Source organism: Marinobacter bohaiensis, assembly GCF_003258515.1.
GTDB lineage: Bacteria > Pseudomonadota > Gammaproteobacteria > Pseudomonadales > Oleiphilaceae > Marinobacter_A > Marinobacter_A bohaiensis.
Genome location: NZ_QGEH01000007.1, coordinates 25,293 through 48,028 on the forward strand (window position 1 = coordinate 25,293; position 22,736 = coordinate 48,028).

Below are 22,736 nucleotides of genomic sequence, written 5' to 3' on the forward strand. Positions count from 1 at the left end.
TTCCGAGCGGGCCGCAGGCTCGCCGATAAACCAAGGGCCCTATCGGGCCCTCCGAAGCTAAAGCGTCGGCTACATTTTTACGCCCCCTCCAACCCAATCAGGCCGGCACCGCCTCCCCGGCCACTTCCCGCAGCGGCGCCGAGGTCACGCACTCGTAGTGCTGGGCGTCGAAGCGGTGGGTCTGCTGCCGAAAGGCCCAGGTGAAACTGGGCCACAGCGTGGTGTTCTTGCCGTTTTCGTTCACGTACCAGCTGTTGCAGCCGCTGTCCCAGACGGAGCCATCGGACTTGGATTGCAGCATGGCGTTGTAGTCCGCCTGCACGCTTTCCTTGACGTCCACCGCTTCCCAGCCCTGCTGACGCATCTTGGCCAGGGCGTCCATCACGTACTGGATCTGGGATTCGATCATGTAGACCATCGAGCTGTGACCGAGCCCGGTGTTGGGCCCCACCAGCATGAAGAAATTGGGGAAACCGTGCACCGTGGTGCCCTTGTAGGCTTCCGCGCCGTCGCGCCAGGCGTCCAGCAGGTCACGACCGCCACGCCCGAACACCATCCCCTTGGGAATCGGGTCCTGGGCCTTGAAGCCGGTGCCGAAGATGATCGCGTCCACCTCCCGCTCGGCGCCGTTTTTATCCACAACCCCCTTGGCGGTGACTTTCTGGATGCCGTCGGTCAGCACGTCCACATGGTCCTGTGCCAGCGCCGGATAGTAGTTGTTGGAGAGCAGAATGCGCTTGCAGCCAATGGTGTAATCCGGCGTCACCTTGCGGCGCAGGGCCTTGTCCGGAATCTGCTTGCGGATATGGCGCCGCGCCTCCAGCTCGGCGATTTTCATCAGGCGCGGGTTCAGCGCCAAAGCCAACACGCGGGACTCCAGCTGCCAGTAGATCGAGTTACGCAGCGCCGACTGGGTCGCCGGTACGCGCCGGAACAGGGCCTTTTCCCAGCCTTTCATGGGTCGGTCCGGCTTGGGCATGATCCAGGGCGGCGTGCGCTGGTACAGGTCCACCCGGGCCGCTTCACGGGCGACCTCGGGTACGAACTGGATGGCGCTGGCGCCGGTGCCGATTACCGCCACGCGTTTGCCGGTCAGGTCGTAGCCGTGATCCCAGTCCTGGGAATGGAACAGCTTGCCCTGGAACCGGTCCAGCCCCTCGATGCTCGGGTAGGCCGGCGTGCTCAACCCGCCCATGCCCGAGACCAGTACGCCCGCTTCCAGTTGCTCCATGTCCGGCAGCTCGGGGTCTTCCAGGTCCAGCGCGTCGCCGGGCTTGAGGTCGTGTCGCTGCATGTAGTTCCAGAGCCGACCGCTATCGGCCAGGTCGAGGGTCCAGCGGTTGCGGGTCTCGTCAAAATGCGCCGCCGTCAGGTGCGTGTTGAAGCGGATGTGCGGCATCAGCCCGTATTTCTCGGCGCAATGCCTGAGGTACGCCAGGATTTCCGACTGCTGGGCGTACATGCGCGACCACTCGGGGTTCTGCTCGAAGGAAAACGAGTACAGCGCCGACTGCACGTCGCAGGCGCACCCCGGGTAATGGTTGTCGCGCCAGGTACCGCCCACGTCGCTGCCCTGCTCCAGGATCACGAAATCCTCGTAGCCGGCTTCCTTCAGCTTGATGCCCATACCCAGTCCGGCAAAGCCGGTACCGATGATGGCAATCGGGGTCTTGTTGCTCATAACCACCACACCTCGTCGTTGCTCGTGCGAGTCTCTTGTTATTACCGCGGCTCTTGCCGGCGGCAGGTTCGCAGTAGACACGCGTCTACCGAATTCAGTAGACAGATGTATACACTCACAAGTAGACGCCTGTATACTTCCGGTGATCAAAAAACGGGCGATTGGCCCCGGCAGACAAGAAGGCGTCCCGATGAGCGTGATGACTGGCGGCAAACTGAAACTGGTGCAGGCGGCGCTGCGGCTGATTACCCAGAGCCGCAGCCTGACCTCCCTGGGCCTGCGCGAACTGGCGCGGGAAGCGGGGCTGAACCCCAACACCTTTTACCGCCATTTCAGCAGCCTGGACGAGTTCGGCCTGCACGTACTGGGTTACATCGCCGAGGAAATGAAGACAGGCGTCCGCGAACTGCGCCGCATGGCGGAGAGTTCCGACCAGGCGTCACGGGAGACCGTGGCCTTCGTCTACCACTACTTCCAGAGCAACGCCGCCGCCACCACGGTCGCCGTGCGCGAGCTGCACGGCCCGTCACCGGTCCTGCGCCGCGCCCTGGAAGTCCAACTGGACGCCAGCGCCCGGGAAATGGCCGAAGACATCATCGAGCGTCAGTTGGTGCCGAGTGTCGACGAGGCCACCATCCACGAAATCTCCCATATGACCATCCGCTACATCCTGTTCCGGGCCATGGACTACATCGAAAAGCCGGATCAGCGCGAGCGCATCCGGTTGGAGACGGAACGGTTTATCAACCGGCAGTTTCGGGGGGCGTTGGTGGAGACCGTTGAGCCGGAGGCGATTGCTCGGTGGGCTCGGGGTCGCTGAGTCATCGAAAGCGGCAGGTAGAACGCCCGACATCGGCGATATCGGGCGCTCAGAGAGGAGGCGGTGGGGACCCTTGCCGGAGGAAGGACAAGGACGTCCTGGTCGCTATTATGGCCAGGGACGGCCATTAATAGCAGCGTAGGTAAGGGTTTCCATCGCCTTCCCGCACCAGCTGGCCGTCCTGTTCTTGGCGGGCGGACTACTTCTCAGTGGTGTTATAGACGTAAGAATCCACGGTCCCGTCCCCGTTGAAGCGCACCACCAGATCCGTGGTTTCCGCCTCGCTGAACGCGGACCAGTGATATTTGCCGTAGGTCCAGGTGGGTTTGCCGTCCTCGATACCGGTACGCCAGGGATCGCCGAACATGGCCTGGATATCGGACCGGGTGGTCTGGTCCACGGTGATCTGGTCAACATTGTGGGTGGGGAAATCGTGGCCAACGGTGGCACAGCCGGTCGCCGCGAGCGTGGAAGCAACTACGGTGGCGCCCAGGATGGACTTGAATCCTGTCATAACATCTCTCCCTGCAATGGATGATGATCCCATCATACGGAAAGATGTGACGCCTGCGATTACGGACCGGTAACCCGGCCCGCTGTCGCAGGCTTTCCAGTCAGTAAAGCTTCGCCAGCGACTTCTTGGCGAACGGCTCCACCTCGCCGATGCGGCCATCCTTCACCTTCACCAGCCATTCCGGATCCTGCAGCAGGGCGCGGCCCACGGCGATCAGCTCGAACTCGTGGTTGTTCATGCGTTCCACCAGCTCGTCGATGCCGGACTGCTCCACCGCTTCCTTCTTGGACGCAAAGGTGCCGCTGATGAAGTCCTCGGTCAGACCGACGCTGCCCACGGACATGGTGGGCTTGCCGGAGAGCTTCTGCGTCCAGCCCGCCAGGTTCAGGTCGGAGCCTTCGAACTCCGGCTCCCAGAAACGGCGCGTGGAGGCGTGGAAGATATCCACTCCCGCATCCACCAGCGGCTTGAGGAAGGCTTCCAGCTCTGCCGGCGTCCTGGCCAGCTTGGCCTCGTAGTCCTGCATCTTCCACTGGGAAAAACGCAGCATGATTGGGAAATCCGGACCCACGCGGTGACGCACGGCCTCGATGATCTCGATGGCCAGGCGCTGCCGGTTGGCCATGCTGCCGCCGTACTCGTCGTCACGCTGGTTGGTGCCTTCCCAGAAAAACTGGTCGATCAGGTAGCCGTGGGCGCCGTGGATTTCCACACCGTCGAAGCCGATGGCCTTGGCGTCCTGAGCCGCATCGGCAAACGCCTGCACCACGTCGGCGATGTCGTCCTGGGTCATCGCCTTGCCGTTGGGCTTACCCGGAGCGTAAAGGCCGGAAGGACTGTAGCCCGGCACGGACCCATCCGGTTCCATGCCTTCCTTACGCACGGCGCCCACGTGCCACAGCTGCGGGAAGATCTTACCGCCGGCGTCGTGAACCGCGTCCACCACCTTCTTCCAGCCCGCCAGGGCCTCGGTGCCGTGGAAGGCCGGTACGTTCTCATAACCGTTGGCGGCCTTGTGGTTAACCGTGGTGCCTTCGGTGATCAGCAGGCCCACACCGCCTTCGGCACGACGACGGTAGTAATCCACCACGTTGTCGCCCGGTACGTTGCCCGGGGAGAAGTTGCGGGTCATGGGCGCCATGGCGACGCGGTTGCGCAGGGTCAGGTTCTCGCTCTCGAATGGCTCAAACAGGGGTCCGAGATTCATCGACATGAGGCTATCTCCGGATTCGTCAAAAACAACGTTCGTTGAAAGTTGGGATCGCCGGGCAACGGACACGGCAATTCAGTTTCATAACGAAACCCTATTTAATCCGGTTTTAAAATGCAACCCTATTCGCTACACTCGGCTCATGGCCAGAAAACGCTTTGATGATTCCAATTGCTCCGTCGCCCGGGCCCTGAACCAGGTGGGGGACTGGTGGTCGCTGCTGATTGTCCTGCAGGCAATGTACGGTACCCGCCGCTTCGTCGATTTCCAGCAGGAACTGGGCATCGCCCGCAATATTCTCTGCGACCGCCTGGGGCGGCTGGTGGAGAACGGCGTATTGCGCAAGGAGGAAGTGGGCGAGCACGGCTCCCGGCAGGAGTACCGCTTGACCGAGAAAGGTCGCGACCTGTTCCCGGTCGTGGTGGCGTTGCGTCAATGGGGCGACAAGTGGAATCCGGCGCCGAGCTGCCCACCTTTGGATCTGCGCGACCGGGTCAGCGGACAGCCGATCCGCACCATGACCGTCCAGAGCGCCCAGGGCGACCCGCTGTCGGTACGCGATGTGTTCATGCCCGAGACCGACGCCATCGACGATCCGGAGCGTCACACCGGCTGATCATTCAGCTTCTCACTTTTTGAGTCATATCAAGGTTTTGCCGAACGGTCGGCGACGCCGACGCTTTCCTTGCGCCAGATCAATCCCCAGGCCCTCTCCTTCCTTAATCTGGGAGCCATCCCGCTTACCGATCAAGGAGATAGCCATGCATCGCAAGACCCGTTACGCCCGGCTCGCCGGCGGCCTGTTGCTCCCCACACTCGCATTCTCCACACTTTCCGCAATCCCCACGCTCGCCCTGGCCCACCAGGCGGGCGATCTGATCGTGCGCGGCGGTGCGGCCCTGGTGGACCCGCAGGAATCCAGCGGTGACGTCCACGTCGGCGGCACGCGCCTGGATGGCTGGGAAGTTGGCGTCGATTCCGATACCCAGTTCGGCCTCACCGTCAGCTACATGTTCACCGACCACGTCGGCATCGGCCTGCTGGCCGCCACGCCGTTCCAGCACGACATCAACGGCGCCGGTGATGCGCTGGCGGGCGCGGGCAAACTGGCGGACATCAAGCACCTGCCGCCCACCCTCACCCTGCAGTATTTCCCGCTGGACAAGGCCAGCGCCGTGCAGCCCTACGTGGGCGTCGGTGTGAACTACACCACCTTCTTCGACGAGCAGACCACCGACACCCTGACCAACGCCCTGGGCGCGGCGTCCACCGACATCGACCTGGACGACAGCGTGGGCCTGGCGGCGGAGCTCGGGCTGGACTGGATGCTGACCGATCACGTCGGCGTGAACGCGGCGGTGTGGTATGCGGACATCGATACCGAAGCGACCATCAAGGCCTACGACAGCAGCGGGGCCAAGGTGGCCACGGGCAAAGTCGACGTGGATATCGATCCGTTCGTGTACATGGTGGGACTGAGCTACCGGTTCTAGACCAACCGGTCAGGGAGAAGAGGAAGCGCCCGTGGCCGTCGGTCACGGGCGCTCAGGGCACGCCTTAGCCGTCCTGACGACCGGCGTTGCGCTGCCCGGAAGAACGGGCGCCCTGCCCGCGACCACGGCTACGGTTATTGCGACGGCCGTTGCCATTACCACCGTTCCGGTTGCCGCCGTTACGCTGGCCGTTGCCGCGCCCACGACCGCCATTGCCGCCCGGGCCGCCTTTGGTGGTGATTTCCACACTGGGTTCAAAACCGTCCACGACCTCACGCGGCAGCTCTTTCTTGATCAGCCGCTCGATACCGCCCAGCAGTTTGCCTTCGTCGGCACTGACCAGCGATACCGCGTGACCATCGGCGCCGGCCCGGCCGGTGCGGCCGATGCGGTGCACGTAGTCTTCCGGCACATTGGGCAGCTCGAAATTGACCACCTGGGGCAACTGCTTGATGTCCAGACCGCGAGCGGCGATGTCGGTGGCCACCAGGACGCGGATGTCGCCGTCCTTGAAGCTGGCCAGGGCCCGGGTGCGAGCGTTCTGGGACTTGTTGCCGTGGATCGCCGCAGCGGTAATGCCGTCGCGTTCCAGCTTCTGGGACAGGCGGTTGGCGCCGTGCTTGGTGCGGGTGAACACCAGCACCTGCTGCCAGTCGTTGTCGTGCACCAGCCGGCTCAGGAGCGCGGACTTCTGGGTCTGGTCCACCGGATGCACGGTCTGGCGAACGGTTTCCGCCGTGGTGTTGCGGGCGGCCACTTCCACCTGGACCGGGTCGTTCAGCAGGCCTTCCGCCAGCTTGCGGATGTCCGGCGAGAAGGTGGCGGAAAACAGCAGGTTCTGACGCTGTTTCGGCAGCAGGGACAGGACTTTGCGGATGTCGCGGATAAAGCCCATATCCAGCATGCGATCGGCTTCGTCCAGCACCAGGGTTTCCAGCCCGTCGAAGCTGACCACGCCCTGCTGGTGCAGGTCCAGCAACCGGCCCGGCGTTGCCACCAGCACGTCCACGCCCTGACGCAGGGTGCGGATCTGCGGGTTGATCTTCACGCCGCCGAACACCACCGCCGAACGGATCGACTGGTGACGTCCATACAGGGCCACGCTCTCGCCCACCTGGGCCGCCAGTTCACGGGTCGGCGCCAGGATCAGCGCGCGCACGCCCTTGCCCCGACGCGGCATTTCCGCCAGACGCTGCAGCAACGGCAGGGTGAAACCGGCGGTCTTGCCGGTGCCGGTCTGGGCCGCGGCCATGACGTCACCGCCGGACAGCACGGCCGGAATAGCCTGGGCCTGGATCGGGGACGGGGTTTCGTAGCCCTGGTCGCGGGTCGCGCGCACCAGCGCCTCGGACAAGCCGAGTGAAGCAAAACTCATAGACAGGTTCTCTTGGTCGCAACGGCCCTCTGACAGAGCGCGGCTGCTATGATAAAAACAACGACTGCAGGCGCCCGGTTCATCGGCGCTGCCCTCTGAAAGGCCGTCTGGCATGGGGTCACCGCACTGGAAGCGGTAAATCCTTAGAGGCAGGAAGGCAGGCAGGTTACCAGAGTTGGGGACACAACACGATCCTCCAGCCCTGTGGATAACCGCTATCCATGATCCAACGCGGCGGGAAATGATCCACCGGAGCGATCGTCATGCTTTTTCGCGTATTACCGGGATTACTGTGTCTGCTGTTCGCGATGCAGGCCAGCGCCGCCACGTTTCGGGTCGGTCTGCTGCACGGGGACGCCAGGATCTTCGACTACGAGCTGTCGGTGATTCGCCTGGCCCTGGCCCATGCGCCGGGGCAGCACGAGCTGGAAGTGGTGCCCATGCCCGGCGTCCCGCAGAACCGGATCTTCGCCATCCTGAATCAGACACCCGGCCCGATTAACCTTTTCTTCAGCGGCTACAGCCCGGAGCGGGAGCAGCGTCTGCGCCAGGTGGACATCCCCATGACCCGCGGGCTGCTGGGGGTCCGGCTGTTCGCCGTGGACAACGCGCGCCTGGACGAGCTGAGCGGCATCCACAGCCTCGACGATCTGCGCCAGTGGCGCATCGGTTCGGGGACCGGCTGGCCGGAGAATACGATCATGCGCCAGAACGGTCTCGACCTGAAAACCAGCAGCTACGACAACCTCTGGGAGATGCTCAACTACGAGCGCTTTGACCTGTTCCACCGGGGCATCCAGGAGATTTTCACCGAGCTGGCCCGCCCCGGCCGCGAAAACCTGGCGGTTCTGCCCGGCGTCGCCCTGGCCTTTCGCTACGACTATTTCCTCTACGTCGCCCGGGATCGAACCGACCTGCACGACATTCTGCTCCAGGGGTTACAGACGGCCTATCGCAACGGCGCCTTCATGGACAACTTCCTGTCCCACCCGCAGATTCGTACCGCCCTTGACCAGAGCCGCCTGCAGAACCGGCGGCTCATCCGCCTGGCGCTGCCGGAATCCAGCGCGCTGGGGCGGATTCCGTCCCGCTACTGGTACACCCCCAACGGGCGAACGGCCAGCAATCCCTAGTGTCCCGTCTAACGATGCGCCGTGGCCAGCACGCCGCCGAAGAACACCAGCAGTCCGCCGGCTGTGCGGTTCACCAGCCGCCCGCCGCGCTCGGACAGCAGCCAGTGACGGGCGCGCATGGCGAATCCGGCGTACACGGTGTGCACCACCATCACCACCAGCGCGTAGGTCAGCGACAGCAGCAGGAAACGCTCGAGATAGGCGCTGCGGTCGTTGATAAACTGGGGGAAGACCGACAGGAAGAACAGCAGCACCTTGGGGTTGGTGACCTGCAGCATCATCGCTTCGACGAAACGCCGGCCGGGGCGGACAACGGTGCGCTCGGCCCCCTCCACCCGGACCGGGAGCGACGGCGAACGCCACAGCTTGATGCCCAGGTAACACAGGTAGATGGCGCCGATCACCTTGAGCACGGTGAAGGCGGCCGCCGACGTCATCAGCAGTACGCCAAGACCGGTGGCGGACAGCACCGCCACCAACAACGCGCCGGCAGCAATGCCCAGGATGCCGCCCGCCGTTTCCCGCCAGCCACCGCGCAAGGCGTTGGACAGGGTCATCACCACGCCCGGGCCGGGGCTGAATGCGGTGGCAGTCGCCACCAGCAGGAAAAACAGGTACAACTCCATGGACGGTTTCCTTCGCACAAACTTTCGGCAATCAGGGAAAAAGCATGCAGCAATGGATTCAGGACGTCGAGCTCGAAACCCCCAGCGTCATCCTGCGACCGCTGTCGGTCCGCGACCGCGACGCGCTTCTCGAAGCGGCGTCCGATGGCCGCCTGTGGGAGCTCTGGTTCACCGGCGTGCCCTCGGCCGACACGGTCGACGGCTACATCGAGCGTGCCCTGACGCAGAAGGCGGCAGGCGAGTCACTGCCTTTCGTGGTTGTGGATAAGTCCTCCGGCGACGTCATCGGCAGCACCCGCTACTGTCACGTCGAAGCCGCCCATCGCCGCCTGGAAATCGGCTACACCTGGTACGCCCGGCGCTTCCAGAAGACCCGCGTCAACACCGAGTGCAAGCAGGCGCTGCTGACCCACGCCTTCGAAACGCTCCACGCCATTGCCGTGGAGTTCCGCACCCACTGGCACAACCACGCCTCGCGCCAGGCCATCGCCCGGCTGGGCGCCAAGCAGGACGGGGTGCTGCGCAACCATCACATCGAACCGGACGGCGCCTACCGGGACACGGTGGTGTTCTCGATCCTGGAAAGCGAGTGGCCGACGGTGAAGAAGTCCCTCGCCCACAAGCTGGCGCGCCTCGGCGAACGCGGCTGAGTCACTTCGCCAGCGGCCGGATGCGTTCGCCGCGCACCGGCTCGCCCCGCTCGACCGTTTCGCCATCCACCCGGTAATCCATGAACGCCGCGGGCAGGCCATCGCCGCCGAACGGTTGGGGCGAATCCTGCAGGTGGAAATGCAGGTGGGGTTCGCTGGAATTGCCGCTGTTGCCACACGCCCCCAGCGTGTCACCGGTCGCTACCTGATCGCCCGTTTCGACGGCCACGCTGCCCTGGCGGAAATGGGCGAAGAACGCGTATTCCCCCTGCCCCAGATCGAGAATGACGTGATTGCCCAGCGGCCGGAGCGGGTCCATGGCGCCCGGCGCGTTGTCCGGCAGCTCGTTCTCCACCGCCAGCACGGTGCCGGGCGCCGGCGCCAGAATCGGCTCGCCGAAACAGTAGTAATCGCCATTTTGCGTTCCCTCGCCGCGGTAGGACCGCCCGTCCTCCAGGCGCAGGAAATCGTAGGCGTAGCGCTGGTCCCGGGCGCGGGCGTGGTAGTTGGAGGCCACGTCGCGGCCGCCCCAGTAGACGAACCAGTCTCCGCGGAACGGCAAACGCAGCCGGGCATGGGTCTGGTAATCGGTATAAGGGCTCGGGGCGGCCTGCGCCGGCTGGATAAAGAAACCCGCCACCTGGTCGGCGTCGGTCACGGTCCACTGGATCACGACGGGACCGGGTCCCTGCTCAAACGTGGCCTGGCGCAGATACACCTGGTACCGGGCGGCCGGCGCCACGTTCTCGGACAGGACGGCCTGCTCGTCGCCCAACTGCCCGGCGACCTGCTGCTGGAAGGCCGCGAACTGCTGGCGGCTCCCCAGCGCTTCGCGCATGGCCGGATTGAAGCGATCCCAAAGCGCGTCGGTCTGGCCGGCGTAGAACCGTTCGGTCAGCTCACGCCCGGTCTGCAGGGTGTCACTTTCCTGGGCGCTCAGTGCGAAAGGCCATAGCAGGCCCAATAAGCACCAGCGCCGGCGTGTGCGGCCGCGTTGTTCATGTCCCGATTGCATCGGTTGCCCCTCCCTGGCGCGATAGCAGGCTTCCAGAGTAATCAGGCTGCGCTTGGCAGGCAAAGCTTTCTATACTGGACGCAGGACACGGTGACCGGTGCCGCCATGACCGATCCATCCCTTCGACACCACGACATTCCGCTCTGGTGGCTGGCCCTCGTGGCGGCCCTGCTCCCCTTTGTGACCATGCACACCACCTGGCCGGTGGCCACGCTGGAAGGCTACATCCACGGGTGCCTGCCCTACGGGCTGGACTGCCACAGCATCAGCCGCACGGGCCACAAGGGGCTGGCCTATTTCCTGTTCAAGGGCGGCATGCTGCCGGCGGCGGTGGTGGGCATGACCTACTGGTGGCTCAACGGCGTCTGGCTGCGTTCGCTGGGCGCTTCCGCCAAAGGCCTGCGCGGGCTGTTCTGGCTGGGTCTGATCGGCGGGCTGGCGCTGGTGGCCTATACCCTGGCGCTGGGGCATACCGGCGACGGGTACTGGCTGGTGCGCCGGATCGGGGTGATCACCTACCTGTCGTTCACTTTCATCGCGCAGTTGCTGGTGACGGCGCGCCTGCTGACCCTGCCCGACTGGGCCGCGACAGGCCGGCGCTTGCTGCGGCTGTGCCAGCTCACCCTGGCGCTGGGCATCGCCTCGCTCATCATGGACGCCGTCGCGCCCGAGACCCACGAGCGCTTCGAGGACGCCTTCGAATGGTGGCTGGCGCTGCTGTTAAACCTGCACGCCCTGTGGATCGCCCTGTTGTGGCGGCGATCCGGTTTCCACGTGGGGCCGGGCGTCCATTCCCCCTCGTCCCGATGACTCACCGGGAAGGGAATGGACGCCCCGATGGCGCGACGGTTACCACTCCAGCTGCGCGCCGGTCTGGTACTCGATCACACGGGTCTCGAAGAAGTTCTTCTCCTTGCGCATCGTCGCCTGCTCATCCAGCCAGGGCGAGACGTTCTTCGCCCCGGGGAACGGCTCTTCCAGCCCCACGGTGCGCGCCCGGCGATTGGCGATAAAGCGGAACTGCTCGCGGTGGTATTCCGCCGAGTAGCCCAGGATCGGGTCGCGCAGGATGTAGTTGGCGTAGTCGTTCTCGGCGGCTTCGGCCTCGTCCCACATCTCGCGCAGGGCCTTCGGGTCGAGGGTGATGTTCTCTTCCTCGAAGATCTGGTTGACCACCTTGAGCCCGAACGAGAAGTGCATCGCCTCGTCCCGCAGGATGTACTGCAGCTGCTCGCCGGTACCGCGCATCAGACCACGGCGCTGGAGGGCAAAGATCGGGCTGAAGCCGTTGTAGAACCAGGCCCCCTCGAAAACCGCCGCAAAGAACAGGTAGGACATGACGAACTCGTGCAGGTCGTCCGGGTTGCGCAGGTTCATGTCCGGGCGCATGGCGGCGTCCAGGCGGCGGTTGGCCAGCTGGATCTTGCGGTTGATTTCCGGCACCACACGGTAGCGGTTGTAGATCTCGCTCTGGTCCAGGTTCAGGGTCTCGATGCAGTGCTGGTAGGCCCAGGTGTGCATGGATTCCTCGTAGACCTGGCGGGCCTGGTAGATCTGCAGTTCCGGCGCGCTCATCTTTTCCATCACCGCCAGGCCGATGTTGCGCATGGCGAGGATGTCGGCCGTGGTCAGGTAGGCCAGCACGTTCTCGTAGACGTGCTTTTCGGCGTCGTTGAGGCGATGGTGGTAGTCGTGGATGTCCTGGGACATGTTCACGTCCAGGGGCGTCCAGTGGTTCTTGTTGGCGTTCATGAAGTATTCCCAGGCCCAGGGATACTTGAACGGGGCGAGCTGGTTGATGTCGGTCTCGCCATTGATCACGCGCTTGTCGTCGACGTTGACCGGCGCCGGGCCTTCGCCCGGAGCTCGGGATTGTTTTTGCGTCTTGGGTTCGTCGTCCCAGTCCAGCATGGTTGTTCCTCTTTGGAAATCCGTGAGTTCGGTGCGGGACATGGGCAGCCCTGTGGGCTGCTCCGAAGCTGAAGCATCGGCTACATTTTTCATCGGACTCGAGTATGTAGCAGACGCTTCAGCTTCTGAGGCGCCGCAAGGTGCCCATGGTTTAGGGGACGGATTTAAATCCGTCCCCCTTCTAGCAGCCCGCTACTGACACGCCTCGCAATCCGGCTCGTCGATGGAGCACACCTTCGGCGCCGGGGCGGCCACCGGCGTACTCTTCTCTGCGCCGGTCGCGCCCAGCGAGCGCAGGTAGTAGGTGGTCTTCAGACCGCGTTCCCACGCCAGTTGATAGAGTTCGTCCAGCTTGCGACCGGACGGCTCGGCCATGTACAGGTTCAGGCTCTGGGCCTGGTCCAGCCATTTCTGGCGGCGCGCGGCGGCTTCCACCAGCCAGCGGGCGTCCATCTCGAAAGCGGTGGCGTAGCGGGCCTTGATGGCCTGCGGAATGCGGTCGATCTGTTGTACCGATCCGTCGTAATACTTCAGGTCGTTGACCATCACGTTGTCCCACAGGCCTTCGGCTTTCAGGTCCGCCACCAGCGACGGATTGATCACCGTGAATTCGCCGGACAGGTTCGATTTGACGAAAAGGTTCTGGTACGCCGGTTCGATGGACTGGCTAACGCCGACGATGTTGGAGATGGTCGCAGTCGGGGCAATGGCCATGACGTTGGAGTTGCGAATGCCATACTCGGCGATCAGTTTGCGCACCGGCTCCCAGTCCAGGCGCGTCTCGGTGTTGACGCTCAGGTCGCCCTCGCGACGCGCTTCCTTGAGGTTGTTCAGCGAGTCAATGGGCAGGATGCCCTGCGACCAGAGCGAGCCCTCGTAGCTTTCATAGGCGCCACGCTCCTTCGCCAGCAGGGCGGAGGTCCGCAGGGCGAAGTAGCTGATCTGTTCCATCGCCAGGTCGGCGAATTCCACCGCTTCCGGGCTGGCGTAGGCGTGACCCAGACGGTAGAGCGCGTCCTGGAAGCCCATGATGCCCATGCCCACCGGACGGTGGCGCAGGTTGGAGTTGCGCGCCTGGGGCACGGCGTAGAAGTTGATGTCGATGACGTTGTCGAGCATCCGAACCGCCGTGTTGACGGTTTTCTCCAGGCGCTGAACGTCCAGCTCGCCGTTGTCGATGTGGGCCGCCAGGTTGACCGAGCCCAGGTTGCACACGGCGATCTCGTCGGCGCTGGTGTTCAGGGTGATCTCGGTGCACAGGTTGGAGGAGTGGACCACGCCCCTGTGCTGCTGCGGCGAACGCAGGTTGCAGGGATCCTTGAAGGTGATCCAGGGGTGACCGGTCTCGAACAGCACAGTCAGCATCTTGCGCCAGAGCTGCTTGGCGGAAATCTTCTTGGATAGCTTGATCTCGCCGCGCTCGGCCATGGCCTCGTATGCCTCGTAGCGTGCGCGGAATGCGTTGCCGTAGAGGTCGTGCAGGTCGCCCACATCGCTGGGGGAGAACAGGGTCCAGTCGGCGTCGGCGCGCATGCGCTCGATCAGCAAGTCCGGTACCCAGTTGGCGGTGTTCATGTCGTGGGTGCGGCGACGCTCGTCGCCGGTGTTCTTGCGCAGTTCCAGGAACTCCTCGATGTCCAGGTGCCAGCTTTCCAGGTAAGCGCAGACCGCGCCCTTGCGCTTGCCGCCCTGGTTGACCGCCACGGCGGTGTCGTTGACCACTTTCAGGAACGGCACGACGCCCTGGCTGCGGCCGTTGGTGCCCTTGATATGGGAGCCCAGCGAACGCACCGGCGTCCAGTCGTTGCCCAGGCCGCCGGCCCACTTGGACAGCAGCGCGTTGTCCTTGATGGCGCCGTAGATGCCTTCCAGGTCGTCGGACACGGTGGTCAGGTAGCAGGAGGACAGCTGCGAGTGCCGGGTGCCACTGTTGAACAGCGTCGGCGTGGAAGCCATGTAGTCGAACGACGACAGCAGATCGTAGAACTCGATGGCGCGGGCGTTGCGGTCGTCCTCGCGCAAAGCCAGGCCCATGGCGACACGCATGAAGAAGACCTGCGGCAGCTCCAGGCGCTTGTCCTCGAAATGGACGAAGTAGCGGTCGTACAGGGTCTGCAGGCCGAGGAAGCCGAACTGCCGGTCGCGCTCGGGTTTGATTTCAGCGCCCAGGCGCTCCAGGTCGAACTCGCCCAGGGCCGGGTCCAGCAGCTCACGCTCGATCCCGAAACCGATGAAACTGGACAGCGCCTGTGGATAAACCTCGGCCAGGGTCTGATCGAGCGGCAGGGACAGGGCCTGACCGGCCTCCAGACGCAGCTGTTCCAGCAGCAGGCGGGCGGTGACGGCACTGTAGTCCGGCTCCTGCTCGATGCGCCCGCGGGCGGTCATGACCAGGGCGTTGAGCACGTCTTTCTCGGGAATGCCGTCGTAGAGGTTGCGCACGGCGTCTTCCACCACGCTTTCGGCGTCCACCGCGTCCAGTCCGGCGCAGGCCTGCTCCACCTGATGTTTCATCAGGCCCACGTCCAGCGGCACGGTCTGGCCGTTGGCCAGGGAGACCGTCAGGGTGGGATGGGCTTCCACCGGCGCCTGGGTGGCACGTTCCTGGGCGTGGGCTTCGCGGTACAGCACGTAGGCCCGGGCCACCTTCTGTTCCTCGGCGCGCATCAGGGCCAGTTCCACCTGATCCTGAATGTCTTCGATGTGCACGGTGCCGCCAGCCTGCAGGCGCCGGCTCAAAGCCTGGATGACCTGACGGCTGACGCGGCGAACGCTGTCGTGGATACGGGCGGAACCGGCGGCTTTCTCGCCTTCCACGGCGAGGAACGCCTTGGTGATGGCGACACTGATCTTGCTGGCATCGAAATCGACCAACTGGCCGTTTCGCTTGATGACTCGGAGGGCCAGGGTCTGTTCCTGGGCATCGGTTGGAGCGGCAGCAGCGCTGGGCATCATGATTCTCCTGGGTACGCGTGGTCAAAAAACTTACCTTCGCGTACGCAGGACGGCAGACCTCCACGGAGGGTGGAGTCGCATTGCCGTTTGCTGCTCACCCTGAGTCGCGAAGGTGCAGTCGCGTGGTCCCATTGGTGGGGCCACACCTCCCTGGCAGGTCTTCGGACTCAGGGGTCTGAACCGTTCCGGTTCGCCTCGCGTAACGACTTCCCAGCAGATGCCAGTGTCATCGTGTCACGCTCGTGCCCCAATACCGCTGCGCGTCAGTTCCGGATTCTCACCGGATTCCCGGACACCAGAGGTTGTGGATAACGGCGCTGTGCAGCCGGGAGCGCCTTACGACTCCCGGTTGGCAGTGCGCTGGTTAACGATAAACCACTAGATCTGGTGTCTAACCAAGGATAAGAGCACTATATAGATGAAGCCTGACAGGAACAAGCCAATGTTGATACGAATGGCCACATCCCTACTGGCGGCGGCGCTGGCGCTGCAGAGCGTTCCGGCCACCGCCGAGTCGCTGACGCCCTTCTCCACCCTGCAGACCCTGGACGACGGCTGGACCCCGCTGACCTTCCCCGATATCGATACCCACACCCGCTACCGACTGGTCGACGACCAGGGTACCCAAGTGCTGCGCGCGGACACCGACGGCGGCGCCTCGGGACTGATTCACCGGGTCGACATCGAGCCCGGTGAAAAGCTGGTGCTGCACTGGCGCTGGAAAGTGGACGGCGTTTACGCAAAGGGGGACGCACGCCGCAAGGACGGTGACGACTATCCGGCCCGGATCTACGTGGCGTTTGCCTTCGAACCGGACAAGGCGGGTTTTTTCGAGCGGGCCAAACGCAAAGCGGTGGAGTTGGTTCACGGCGACGCCCTGCCCGGCAGCGCGCTCAACTACATCTGGGCCAACCGCCTGCCCCGGGGCGAATCCGTGCCCAACCCGTTCAGTGAGGAAACGCGGATGATCGCGGTGCAGAGCGGATCGGACCATGCGGGACAGTGGATGGAGGAGAGCCGGGATCTGGTGGCGGACTACCGCGCCGCCTTCGGCGAGGATCCGCCGCGCATAACCGGCATTGCCGTGATGACGGACGGCGACAATACCGGCTCGGCCGCCACAGCCTACTACGGGGACATCCGGCTCTCACGCTGACAGGATAGGCGCCGGCATGAGAACCCAACAGAGTAAGCGACCACTTACTATCGGAGGATGATCAGCGGCGTTTCGCTGGTCTTGAGCATGCTGGTGGTGGTGCTGCCCACCAGGAACTGGCGGATGCGGGAATGGCCGTAGGCGCCCATCACCATCAGGTCGATGCCCTGCTCTTCCTGGTAGGCGTGCAGGGTTTTTTCCACGTCTCCAGCCCGCACCGCCACCTCCACCGAGCAACCGGCCGCTTCCAGCTTCTGCGCGGCGTCATCCAGGGCTGCACGGCGTTCATCGGTCTCGTCGCCGACCATCACCAGATGCAGCGGAACCTTGCGGAAGATCGGGCTGTTGGCCAGGAGATCCACGCCTTTCTGCATGGTCTCGCTGGCGTCGAAGGCGAGCATGGCGCTGCGCGGCTCGCGATACTCGTCCGGCACCAACAGCATGGGCCGATGCAGGGTGCGGATCACGGTTTCCAGCTGGCTGCCGATGTGAACATCGCGATCGTTGCTGCTCTCGCCGTGCAGGCCCATCACCAGCAGGCGGGTTTCGTCTTCGATGTCCAGCAGGCTTTCCGCCAGGTCGCCGTGGCGCTGGCGCTGGCGGATCTCGCTGACGCCGTCCTCGCGGATCCGCGACTCCGCCGCATCCAGCATGTGGCGCCCCTGCTCCAGGGCCAGCTTGCTGCGGCGCTGGTCCAGGTCCGCCAGTTCCTCGAGCAGGTGCTCGCGACTGCCCAGCCCGATGCTGCCCGCCAGGTCCGGCTCGGTCGGGTAGCGCTCCTGATCCAGCACGTGGAACAGGGTGACGGGCGCATCCAGACGCTGGCTGGCCCAGGCGGCGTAATCGCACACCGCGGTGGTGGCACGGGAACCATCGATACAGGCGACGACGTCGGACATGTCAGTATTCCTTTCGCTTGTGGGTCCGGCTTTCTTGTTCGATCAAAGCAGTTTCGACCAGTTTGCCCCGAATGACGGGGCCACGTCATCAGTGGCCCATCAGATCGTCGACGGCACCGGGTTTGTCGTGCACGCCGAAGCGGTCGACGATGGTGGCGCTGGCCTCGTTCAGGCCGATCACTTCCACATCGGCGCCTTCCCGGCGGAACTTGATGACCGCCTTGTCCAGCGCGCCGACGGCGGTGATGTCCCAGAAATGGGCCCGGCTCAGGTCGATGACCACGTTATCCACGCCTTCCTTGAAGTCGAACGAGGCCAGGAACTTCTCGGTGGAACTGAAGAACACCTGCCCCACCACGGTGTAGACGCGGCGACGGCCTGCGCCATCCAGCTCGGACGTGACCGCCATGAAGTGCCCGATCTTGTTGGCAAAGAACAGCGCCGCCAGCAACACGCCGGCCAGCACGCCCAGCGCCAGGTTGTGGGTGGCCACCACCACACACACGGTGACCAGCATCACCAGGTTGGTGGACAGCGGGTAGTGGCGCAGATTGCGCACCGAATCCCAGCTGAACGTCCCGATCGACACCATGATCATCACCGCCACCAGGGCCGCCATGGGGATCTGCACCAGCCAGTCCTGCAGCACCAGCACCATGAACAGCAGGAAACAGCCGGCCACCAGGGTGGACAGCCGGGTGCGGCCGCCGGATTTCACGTTGATGACCGTCTGGCCGATCATCGCGCAACCGGCCATGCCGCCCAACAGGCCGGAACCGATGTTGGCCAGGCCCTGGCCCTTGCACTCGCGGTTGCGGTCACTGGGCGTGTCGGTCAGGTCGTCGACGATGGTGGCGGTCATCAGCGATTCCAGCAGGCCCACCACGGCCAGCGGCAGCGAGTACGGCAGGATGATCCACAGGGTCTCGAGGTTCATCGGCACATCCGGCCACAGGAAAACCGGCAGGGTGTCGGGCAGGTCGCCCATGTCGCCGACGGTGCGCACATCCAGACCCAGCAGGATGGAGACGATGGTCAGGGAGATGATGCAGATCAGCGGCGACGGCAGCACCTTGCCCACTTTCGGTATCAGCGGGAACAGGTAGATGATGCCCAGGCCGGCGGCGGTCAGGGCGTAGACGTGCCAGGTGACGTTGGTCAGCTCCGGCAACTGCGCCATGAAGATCAGGATCGCCAGGGCATTGACGAAGCCGGTCACCACCGAGCGCGACACAAAGCGCATCAGCGAACCCAGCCGGATGTAGCCGGCGATGATCTGGAACACACCGGTCAGCAACGTCGCCGCCATTAAATACTGCAGTCCGTGCTCCTTGACCAGGGTCACCATCAGCAGCGCCATGGCGCCGGTGGCGGCGGAAATCATGCCCGGCCGGCCGCCGGCAAAGGCAATCACCACGGCGATGCAGAACGAGGCGTAGAGGCCCACCCGCGGGTCCACGCCGGCAATGATCGAGAACGCGATGGCCTCGGGAATCAACGCCAGCGCCACCACGATGCCGGAGAGCACATCCGCGCGCGCGTTGGAGAACCAGTTTTTCTTGATGGAATTCAACATGCAAAAAACCTTTGGGGGATGTCATACGAAAACAGACACGGCGCCTGCGCACCGTGTCTGTTTTCAGCATTGGTTGTGCCAGTCGATTACGTCAGGTGGATGACACACAACAGCCCGACGCTCCCCATCACCAGCGTGTAGGGGAAAGCCATCATCACCATGCGGCCGTAGGACAGCCGCACCAGTGGTGCGATGGCGGAGGTCAGCAGGAACAGGAAGGCGGCCTGTCCGTTGGGCGTGGCCACGCTGGGCAGGTTGGTACCGGTGTTGATGGCCACCGCCAGCTGCTCGAAATGCGCCTGGGAAATCGCGCCCGCATCCAGGGCCTGCTTGATTTCGCCGATGTACACCGTCGCCACGAACACATTGTCGCTGATCATCGACAGCAACCCGTTTGCCACGAAGAACATGCCCGGCTGCTGCGCTTCCGGTAGCGACAGCACGTAGTTTATCACGGGCGAGAACAGGTGTTGTTCGTGGATCACCGCAACGACCGCGAAGAACACCACCAGCAGCGCGGTAAACGGCAGGGCCTCCTGAAACGCCTTGCCAATCTGGTGTTCATCGGTGATGCCGGTAAACGCCGTGATCAGCACGATCACCAGCAACCCGATCAGCCCCACTTCCGCCACGTGCAGCGCCAGCCCCAGCACCAGAACCACGGCCGCCAGCGCCTGGACGCAGAGTGCCGCCCGGTCGGCAGGGGTGCGCTTGCGGCGCTGGTCATCGGCAAACTCCTCCAGCACCCGGCGTACCGGTTTGGGTAACCGTGCGCCGTAACCAAAGCGGCCGGTCTTCTCCAGCAGCAGGCAGGTCAGCAGGCCCGCCGCCAGCACCGGCAGGCTAACCGGCGCCATACGCTCGAAGAAGGCGACGAAATCCCAGCCCACTTCCTTGGCAATCAGCAGGTTCTGGGGTTCGCCCACCATGGTCGCCACACCACCCAGCGCCGTGCCCACCGCGCCGTGCATCAACAGACTGCGCAGGAAGGCGCGGAACTGGGCCAGATCTTCCCGGTGCAGTTCGACGACTTCATGGTCGCTCTGGGCATCGTGGTCGTCGTGATGATAGCCCTTGCCTGAGGCCACGCGGTGGTAGACCGAGTAAAAGCCAACCGCGACGCTGATGATCACGGCGGTGACGGTGAGGGCATCGAGGAACGCCGAGAGCAGCGCCGCCATCAGCGAGAACAGCAACGCCAGCTTGGTCTTCGAGCGCACCCCCACCAGGATCTGGGTGAAGGTCACCAGCAGCAGGTCCTTCATGAAATAGATCCCCGCCACCATGAACATCAGCAGCATGATCACCGGCAGGTTGTGCAGCACTTCCAGATAGACCGAGTCGGAATCCGTCAGACCGATCAGCAGGGCTTCCACCGCCAGCAGGCCGCCCGGCTGCAGCGGATAGCACTTGAGGGCCATGGCCAGGGTGAAGATGAATTCCGCCACCAGGCACCAGCCGGTCGCCACCGGCCCCACGGACAGCATGAGCAACGGGTTGGCGACCAGGAAAAAGAGGATGGTCTGCTTGTACCAGTTGGGCGCATTGCCCAGGAAATTGGCGGAAAAACCGCCGAACAGTGTCTTTGGCATGGATGGACAGCCTTGGCCGATTGATTCGCTGCAGCCGGCTGCGGCGAGGATCGCCCGCACGGCCTGTCTGAAAAATGTCCGGCATCTTAGCAAACAGGCCAAATGAATGGCATATCAGGCCGGGAATAGAGGCCTAAAGACGTATCCCTTCGGCACCAAGGCAGAAGCCCGGACGGACCTCTCCTGGCTGGAGGCCAGCGCTGATAGGTAAAACATTGCACCGCTCATCAAATGATAATAATTTTCATTTGCCTTTTGCGGCGAGCTGGACCAATCTGCTAGGGAGCTTCTGAAAAGCCCAAGCCGCGGCGACTCCGCCAACAGTGCGGTCGGCAGGGTCTGGACTTTTCAGAGACTCACCAGTGGGAAGATATCAGTGGAGCAGCCCCATGAGTGAATCCGTGACCCAGATGGCAGGATCGTCCACCACCCTGTGCCAGGCCTGGCGCAAACTGCGCAATCAGGCCCGCAACGAACGCCAGCCGATCCCGCGTCGTCCGCGCGGTCGACCCGCCTCTGCGACGGCCTCCTCCTGACGGGGATACCGGAAGTACGGCGGAGCGGTCTCGCCCCGCCCCGAGGATCGACAGGCGTCGGATCAGTGCGACACGCTGACCGATGCGGCCGCGTTCGCACCTTCCACCGCGTCGGCCAGTAGCTCGGCCGTGGCCGCGGACAGGGTCCAGCCGAGATGGCCATGGCCGGTGTTGTAGAACACCGTCGGCAGGTGCCCTGGCCCCACCTTGGGCATCATGTTGGGCAGCATCGGTCGCAGGCCCGCCCAGGGCACCACACGACGTGTGCTCACGCCGGGGAAACACTGTTCCACCCAATCGGTCAGCGGGCGGATGCGGTCGGCGCGGATGTCCCGGTTGAAACCGTTGAATTCGGCGGTGCCCGCCACCCGGAAACGGTCGTCCCCCAGACGGCTGGTGACGATCTTGGTTTCGTCGTCCAGCAGGCTCACTTCCGGCGCAGAGGCCCGTGACCGCTCGTCGTCCAGTTGCACGGTGATGGAGTAGCCTTTTACCGGGTAGACGTTCACGCGATCACCCAGCTTGGCCGCCAGCGCCCGGCTGCCGGTGCCCGCGCAAATCACGATGCCATCAAACGTATGACGTCGCTCGCCTTCGCCGTTGTCCGCCACGACCCAGGCATGGCTGTCGCTGGCGCCCACATCTTTCACGTCGTGCTCGTAGAACGGGGACATCCCCAACCGCTCCGCCGCCCGGGCCAGGCCGAAGGTGAACTTGTGGATATCGCCGGTGGCGTCGCTCTCGGTGAAGAAACCGCCGTAGTAGGTCCCCGCCAGGGTGGGCTCGATGGAGCGCATCTCCTCCGGCGTGACCGCGCGCCGCTCCAGGCCACCGGCCGCCAGCAGCTTTGATACGTTCGCGGCGTGGTCGAAGCCGGCCTTGTCGCGATAGATGTGCAGGATGCCCTTCTTTTTGAGATCGAAGTCGATGCCTTCGTCGCGCGCCCACTGGAACAGGTAGTCGCGCGCGGTGATGGCCAGGCGGGCGGTTTCGGTGGTGTTGTCGGCGTACTGGGGAATGGCGCCCATGAACTCGGCGAACCAGCTCAGCTTGTGCCAGGAGGGCTTGGGGTTGACCAGCAGCGGTGCGTCGGCGCGCATCATCCACTTCAGGCCCTTGATGATGGTCTGCCAGTTGTTCCAGACCTCGGCGTTGGAGGCCGAGAGCTGGCCGCCGTTGGCAAAGGACGTTTCCATCGCCGCGTAACGGTTCTTCTCGAAAACGGACACGTCGTAGCCGCGCTTGGCCAGACTGTATGCGGTGGTAATGCCGGTAATGCCACCACCGATGACTGCAATGCGTTTCATGCAGATCTCCAGGTCGAATGGGTTTCCCTGCGCCGTTTCCGGCGAAAGCACCCCTTCCGTCATGGAACCTGAGAGATTCACGAATTCTCCGCGGGCGGAGACCGCTTGCTCCTTCGGTGTGCCGCACGCCCTGTATTGGGGGCGTCGGCAGCTCTTCGGAAAGTGATCGTAACAGCGGTCCGTTTGCCTGAGAGTTTCCGGGGTCGTTGCTCCTTCGGCGCTGGATTGAACCAGTCTCTCCCGCTGCGACGAGGGTCCCTCGCGGGACACCCTTCATCGCATAGTAG

General features: G+C 64.0%; 20 protein-coding genes and 2 riboswitches. Of the genes, 8 read left to right on the plus strand and 12 right to left on the minus strand.

The genetic code is table 11. The annotated features are described in order from the left end of the window. Positions 1–97 precede the first annotated feature (97 nt). Entirely contained in the window at positions 98–1,681 is a 1,584-nt protein-coding gene (locus DKK67_RS20320; RefSeq protein WP_111498359.1) for a flavin-containing monooxygenase, read from the minus strand. Between the two features lie 190 nt (positions 1,682–1,871). Here DKK67_RS20320 and DKK67_RS20325 point away from each other — a divergent pair, with 190 nt between their 5' ends. Next, entirely contained in the window at positions 1,872–2,501 is a 630-nt protein-coding gene (locus tag DKK67_RS20325; RefSeq protein WP_111498360.1) for a TetR family transcriptional regulator, read from the plus strand. Positions 2,502–2,700: 199 nt separating this feature from the next. Here DKK67_RS20325 and bamE read toward each other — a convergent pair whose 3' ends face one another. Both bamE and DKK67_RS20335 read right to left on the minus strand, forming a co-directional pair. Further along, entirely contained in the window at positions 2,701–3,015 is a 315-nt protein-coding gene (gene bamE / locus DKK67_RS20330; RefSeq protein ID WP_111498361.1) for an outer membrane protein assembly factor BamE domain-containing protein, read from the minus strand. Between the two features lie 100 nt (positions 3,016–3,115). Beyond that, positions 3,116–4,228 carry an NADH:flavin oxidoreductase gene (locus DKK67_RS20335; protein ID WP_111498362.1) on the minus strand — a complete coding sequence of 371 codons (1,113 nt, stop codon included), beginning with the start codon at positions 4,226–4,228 and terminating at the stop codon, positions 3,116–3,118. Between the two features lie 139 nt (positions 4,229–4,367). On the opposite strand from DKK67_RS20335, the gene DKK67_RS20340 reads away from it, so the two are divergent. Both DKK67_RS20340 and DKK67_RS20345 read left to right on the plus strand, forming a co-directional pair. Further along, positions 4,368–4,841 (plus strand): winged helix-turn-helix transcriptional regulator, encoded by a 474-nt coding sequence (locus DKK67_RS20340; protein WP_111498363.1) that lies wholly within the window; start codon positions 4,368–4,370, stop codon positions 4,839–4,841. A gap of 145 nt (positions 4,842–4,986) precedes the next feature. After that, positions 4,987–5,718, plus strand: a complete 732-nt coding sequence (locus DKK67_RS20345) for an OmpW/AlkL family protein (RefSeq protein ID WP_111498364.1) — start codon at positions 4,987–4,989, stop codon at positions 5,716–5,718. Between the two features lie 64 nt (positions 5,719–5,782). On the opposite strand, the gene DKK67_RS20350 is transcribed toward DKK67_RS20345, so the two are convergent. After that, positions 5,783–7,093 (minus strand): DEAD/DEAH box helicase, encoded by a 1,311-nt coding sequence (locus DKK67_RS20350; RefSeq protein WP_111498365.1) that lies wholly within the window; start codon positions 7,091–7,093, stop codon positions 5,783–5,785. Positions 7,094–7,356: 263 nt separating this feature from the next. Here DKK67_RS20350 and DKK67_RS20355 point away from each other — a divergent pair, with 263 nt between their 5' ends. Next, positions 7,357–8,226 (plus strand): ABC transporter substrate-binding protein, encoded by an 870-nt coding sequence (locus DKK67_RS20355; RefSeq protein ID WP_162628893.1) that lies wholly within the window; start codon positions 7,357–7,359, stop codon positions 8,224–8,226. 8 nt (positions 8,227–8,234) lie between these two features. On the opposite strand, the gene DKK67_RS20360 is transcribed toward DKK67_RS20355, so the two are convergent. Continuing rightward, positions 8,235–8,852: a LysE family translocator gene (locus DKK67_RS20360; RefSeq protein WP_111498367.1), complete on the minus strand. Its 618-nt coding sequence runs from the start codon at positions 8,850–8,852 to the stop codon at positions 8,235–8,237. 44 nt (positions 8,853–8,896) lie between these two features. On the opposite strand from DKK67_RS20360, the gene DKK67_RS20365 reads away from it, so the two are divergent. Further along, on the plus strand, positions 8,897–9,502 hold the full coding sequence (locus tag DKK67_RS20365; RefSeq protein ID WP_111498368.1) for a GNAT family N-acetyltransferase: 606 nt from the start codon (positions 8,897–8,899) through the stop codon (positions 9,500–9,502). A gap of 1 nt (position 9,503) precedes the next feature. On the opposite strand, the gene DKK67_RS20370 is transcribed toward DKK67_RS20365, so the two are convergent. Then, the gene (locus DKK67_RS20370; protein ID WP_111498369.1) at positions 9,504–10,517 is read right to left on the minus strand and encodes a M23 family metallopeptidase; all 1,014 of its coding nucleotides are present in this window, start codon (positions 10,515–10,517) and stop codon (positions 9,504–9,506) included. Positions 10,518–10,622: 105 nt separating this feature from the next. On the opposite strand from DKK67_RS20370, the gene DKK67_RS20375 reads away from it, so the two are divergent. Then, positions 10,623–11,327, plus strand: coding sequence for a hypothetical protein (locus tag DKK67_RS20375; protein WP_111498370.1), 705 nt, complete (start codon positions 10,623–10,625; stop codon positions 11,325–11,327). A 39-nt stretch (positions 11,328–11,366) separates the two neighbouring features. Here the strand turns inward: DKK67_RS20375 and DKK67_RS20380 are convergent, their stop codons facing one another. Then, a complete protein-coding gene (locus DKK67_RS20380; protein ID WP_111498371.1) occupies positions 11,367–12,428 on the minus strand; it encodes a ribonucleotide-diphosphate reductase subunit beta in 1,062 nt (353 codons plus the stop codon). 192 nt (positions 12,429–12,620) lie between these two features. Continuing rightward, positions 12,621–15,383 (minus strand): ribonucleoside-diphosphate reductase subunit alpha, encoded by a 2,763-nt coding sequence (locus tag DKK67_RS20385; RefSeq protein ID WP_111498372.1) that lies wholly within the window; start codon positions 15,381–15,383, stop codon positions 12,621–12,623. A 134-nt stretch (positions 15,384–15,517) separates the two neighbouring features. Next, positions 15,518–15,698: riboswitch (cobalamin riboswitch) on the minus strand. 127 nt (positions 15,699–15,825) lie between these two features. On the opposite strand from DKK67_RS20385, the gene DKK67_RS20390 reads away from it, so the two are divergent. Beyond that, positions 15,826–16,539 (plus strand): DUF3047 domain-containing protein, encoded by a 714-nt coding sequence (locus tag DKK67_RS20390; protein ID WP_111498373.1) that lies wholly within the window; start codon positions 15,826–15,828, stop codon positions 16,537–16,539. Between the two features lie 47 nt (positions 16,540–16,586). On the opposite strand, the gene DKK67_RS20395 is transcribed toward DKK67_RS20390, so the two are convergent. The 3 genes from DKK67_RS20395 to nhaB form a co-directional block, all read right to left on the minus strand. Further along, positions 16,587–17,438, minus strand: coding sequence for a universal stress protein (locus tag DKK67_RS20395; RefSeq protein WP_111498374.1), 852 nt, complete (start codon positions 17,436–17,438; stop codon positions 16,587–16,589). Positions 17,439–17,526: 88 nt separating this feature from the next. Next, on the minus strand, positions 17,527–19,014 hold the full coding sequence (locus tag DKK67_RS20400) for a SulP family inorganic anion transporter (RefSeq protein WP_111498375.1): 1,488 nt from the start codon (positions 19,012–19,014) through the stop codon (positions 17,527–17,529). An 86-nt stretch (positions 19,015–19,100) separates the two neighbouring features. Continuing rightward, on the minus strand, positions 19,101–20,606 hold the full coding sequence (nhaB, locus tag DKK67_RS20405; RefSeq protein WP_111498376.1) for a sodium/proton antiporter NhaB: 1,506 nt from the start codon (positions 20,604–20,606) through the stop codon (positions 19,101–19,103). Positions 20,607–20,995: 389 nt separating this feature from the next. Here nhaB and DKK67_RS21695 point away from each other — a divergent pair, with 389 nt between their 5' ends. Next, positions 20,996–21,142, plus strand: coding sequence for a hypothetical protein (locus DKK67_RS21695; RefSeq protein WP_162628894.1), 147 nt, complete (start codon positions 20,996–20,998; stop codon positions 21,140–21,142). Positions 21,143–21,204: 62 nt separating this feature from the next. Here DKK67_RS21695 and DKK67_RS20410 read toward each other — a convergent pair whose 3' ends face one another. Next, positions 21,205–22,449 carry a D-amino acid dehydrogenase gene (locus DKK67_RS20410; protein WP_111498474.1) on the minus strand — a complete coding sequence of 415 codons (1,245 nt, stop codon included), beginning with the start codon at positions 22,447–22,449 and terminating at the stop codon, positions 21,205–21,207. A 165-nt stretch (positions 22,450–22,614) separates the two neighbouring features. Further along, a riboswitch (glycine riboswitch) is annotated at positions 22,615–22,702 on the minus strand. Positions 22,703–22,736: the final 34 nt, after the last annotated feature.

Bases quoted from the DNA above. Each gene is read 5' to 3' on its own strand.
- DKK67_RS20320 (WP_111498359.1), bottom strand. From the start codon at position 1,681: ATGAGCAACAAGACCCCGATTGCCATCATCGGTACCGGCTTTGCCGGA.
- DKK67_RS20325 (WP_111498360.1), top strand. From the start codon at position 1,872: ATGAGCGTGATGACTGGCGGCAAACTGAAACTGGTGCAGGCGGCGCTG.
- bamE (WP_111498361.1), bottom strand. From the start codon at position 3,015: ATGACAGGATTCAAGTCCATCCTGGGCGCCACCGTAGTTGCTTCCACG.
- DKK67_RS20335 (WP_111498362.1), bottom strand. From the start codon at position 4,228: ATGTCGATGAATCTCGGACCCCTGTTTGAGCCATTCGAGAGCGAGAAC.
- DKK67_RS20340 (WP_111498363.1), top strand. From the start codon at position 4,368: ATGGCCAGAAAACGCTTTGATGATTCCAATTGCTCCGTCGCCCGGGCC.
- DKK67_RS20345 (WP_111498364.1), top strand. From the start codon at position 4,987: ATGCATCGCAAGACCCGTTACGCCCGGCTCGCCGGCGGCCTGTTGCTC.
- DKK67_RS20350 (WP_111498365.1), bottom strand. From the start codon at position 7,093: ATGAGTTTTGCTTCACTCGGCTTGTCCGAGGCGCTGGTGCGCGCGACC.
- DKK67_RS20355 (WP_162628893.1), top strand. From the start codon at position 7,357: ATGCTTTTTCGCGTATTACCGGGATTACTGTGTCTGCTGTTCGCGATG.
- DKK67_RS20360 (WP_111498367.1), bottom strand. From the start codon at position 8,852: ATGGAGTTGTACCTGTTTTTCCTGCTGGTGGCGACTGCCACCGCATTC.
- DKK67_RS20365 (WP_111498368.1), top strand. From the start codon at position 8,897: ATGCAGCAATGGATTCAGGACGTCGAGCTCGAAACCCCCAGCGTCATC.
- DKK67_RS20370 (WP_111498369.1), bottom strand. From the start codon at position 10,517: ATGCAATCGGGACATGAACAACGCGGCCGCACACGCCGGCGCTGGTGC.
- DKK67_RS20375 (WP_111498370.1), top strand. From the start codon at position 10,623: ATGACCGATCCATCCCTTCGACACCACGACATTCCGCTCTGGTGGCTG.
- DKK67_RS20380 (WP_111498371.1), bottom strand. From the start codon at position 12,428: ATGCTGGACTGGGACGACGAACCCAAGACGCAAAAACAATCCCGAGCT.
- DKK67_RS20385 (WP_111498372.1), bottom strand. From the start codon at position 15,383: ATGATGCCCAGCGCTGCTGCCGCTCCAACCGATGCCCAGGAACAGACC.
- DKK67_RS20390 (WP_111498373.1), top strand. From the start codon at position 15,826: ATGTTGATACGAATGGCCACATCCCTACTGGCGGCGGCGCTGGCGCTG.
- DKK67_RS20395 (WP_111498374.1), bottom strand. From the start codon at position 17,438: ATGTCCGACGTCGTCGCCTGTATCGATGGTTCCCGTGCCACCACCGCG.
- DKK67_RS20400 (WP_111498375.1), bottom strand. From the start codon at position 19,014: ATGTTGAATTCCATCAAGAAAAACTGGTTCTCCAACGCGCGCGCGGAT.
- nhaB (WP_111498376.1), bottom strand. From the start codon at position 20,606: ATGCCAAAGACACTGTTCGGCGGTTTTTCCGCCAATTTCCTGGGCAAT.
- DKK67_RS21695 (WP_162628894.1), top strand. From the start codon at position 20,996: ATGAGTGAATCCGTGACCCAGATGGCAGGATCGTCCACCACCCTGTGC.
- DKK67_RS20410 (WP_111498474.1), bottom strand. From the start codon at position 22,449: ATGAAACGCATTGCAGTCATCGGTGGTGGCATTACCGGCATTACCACC.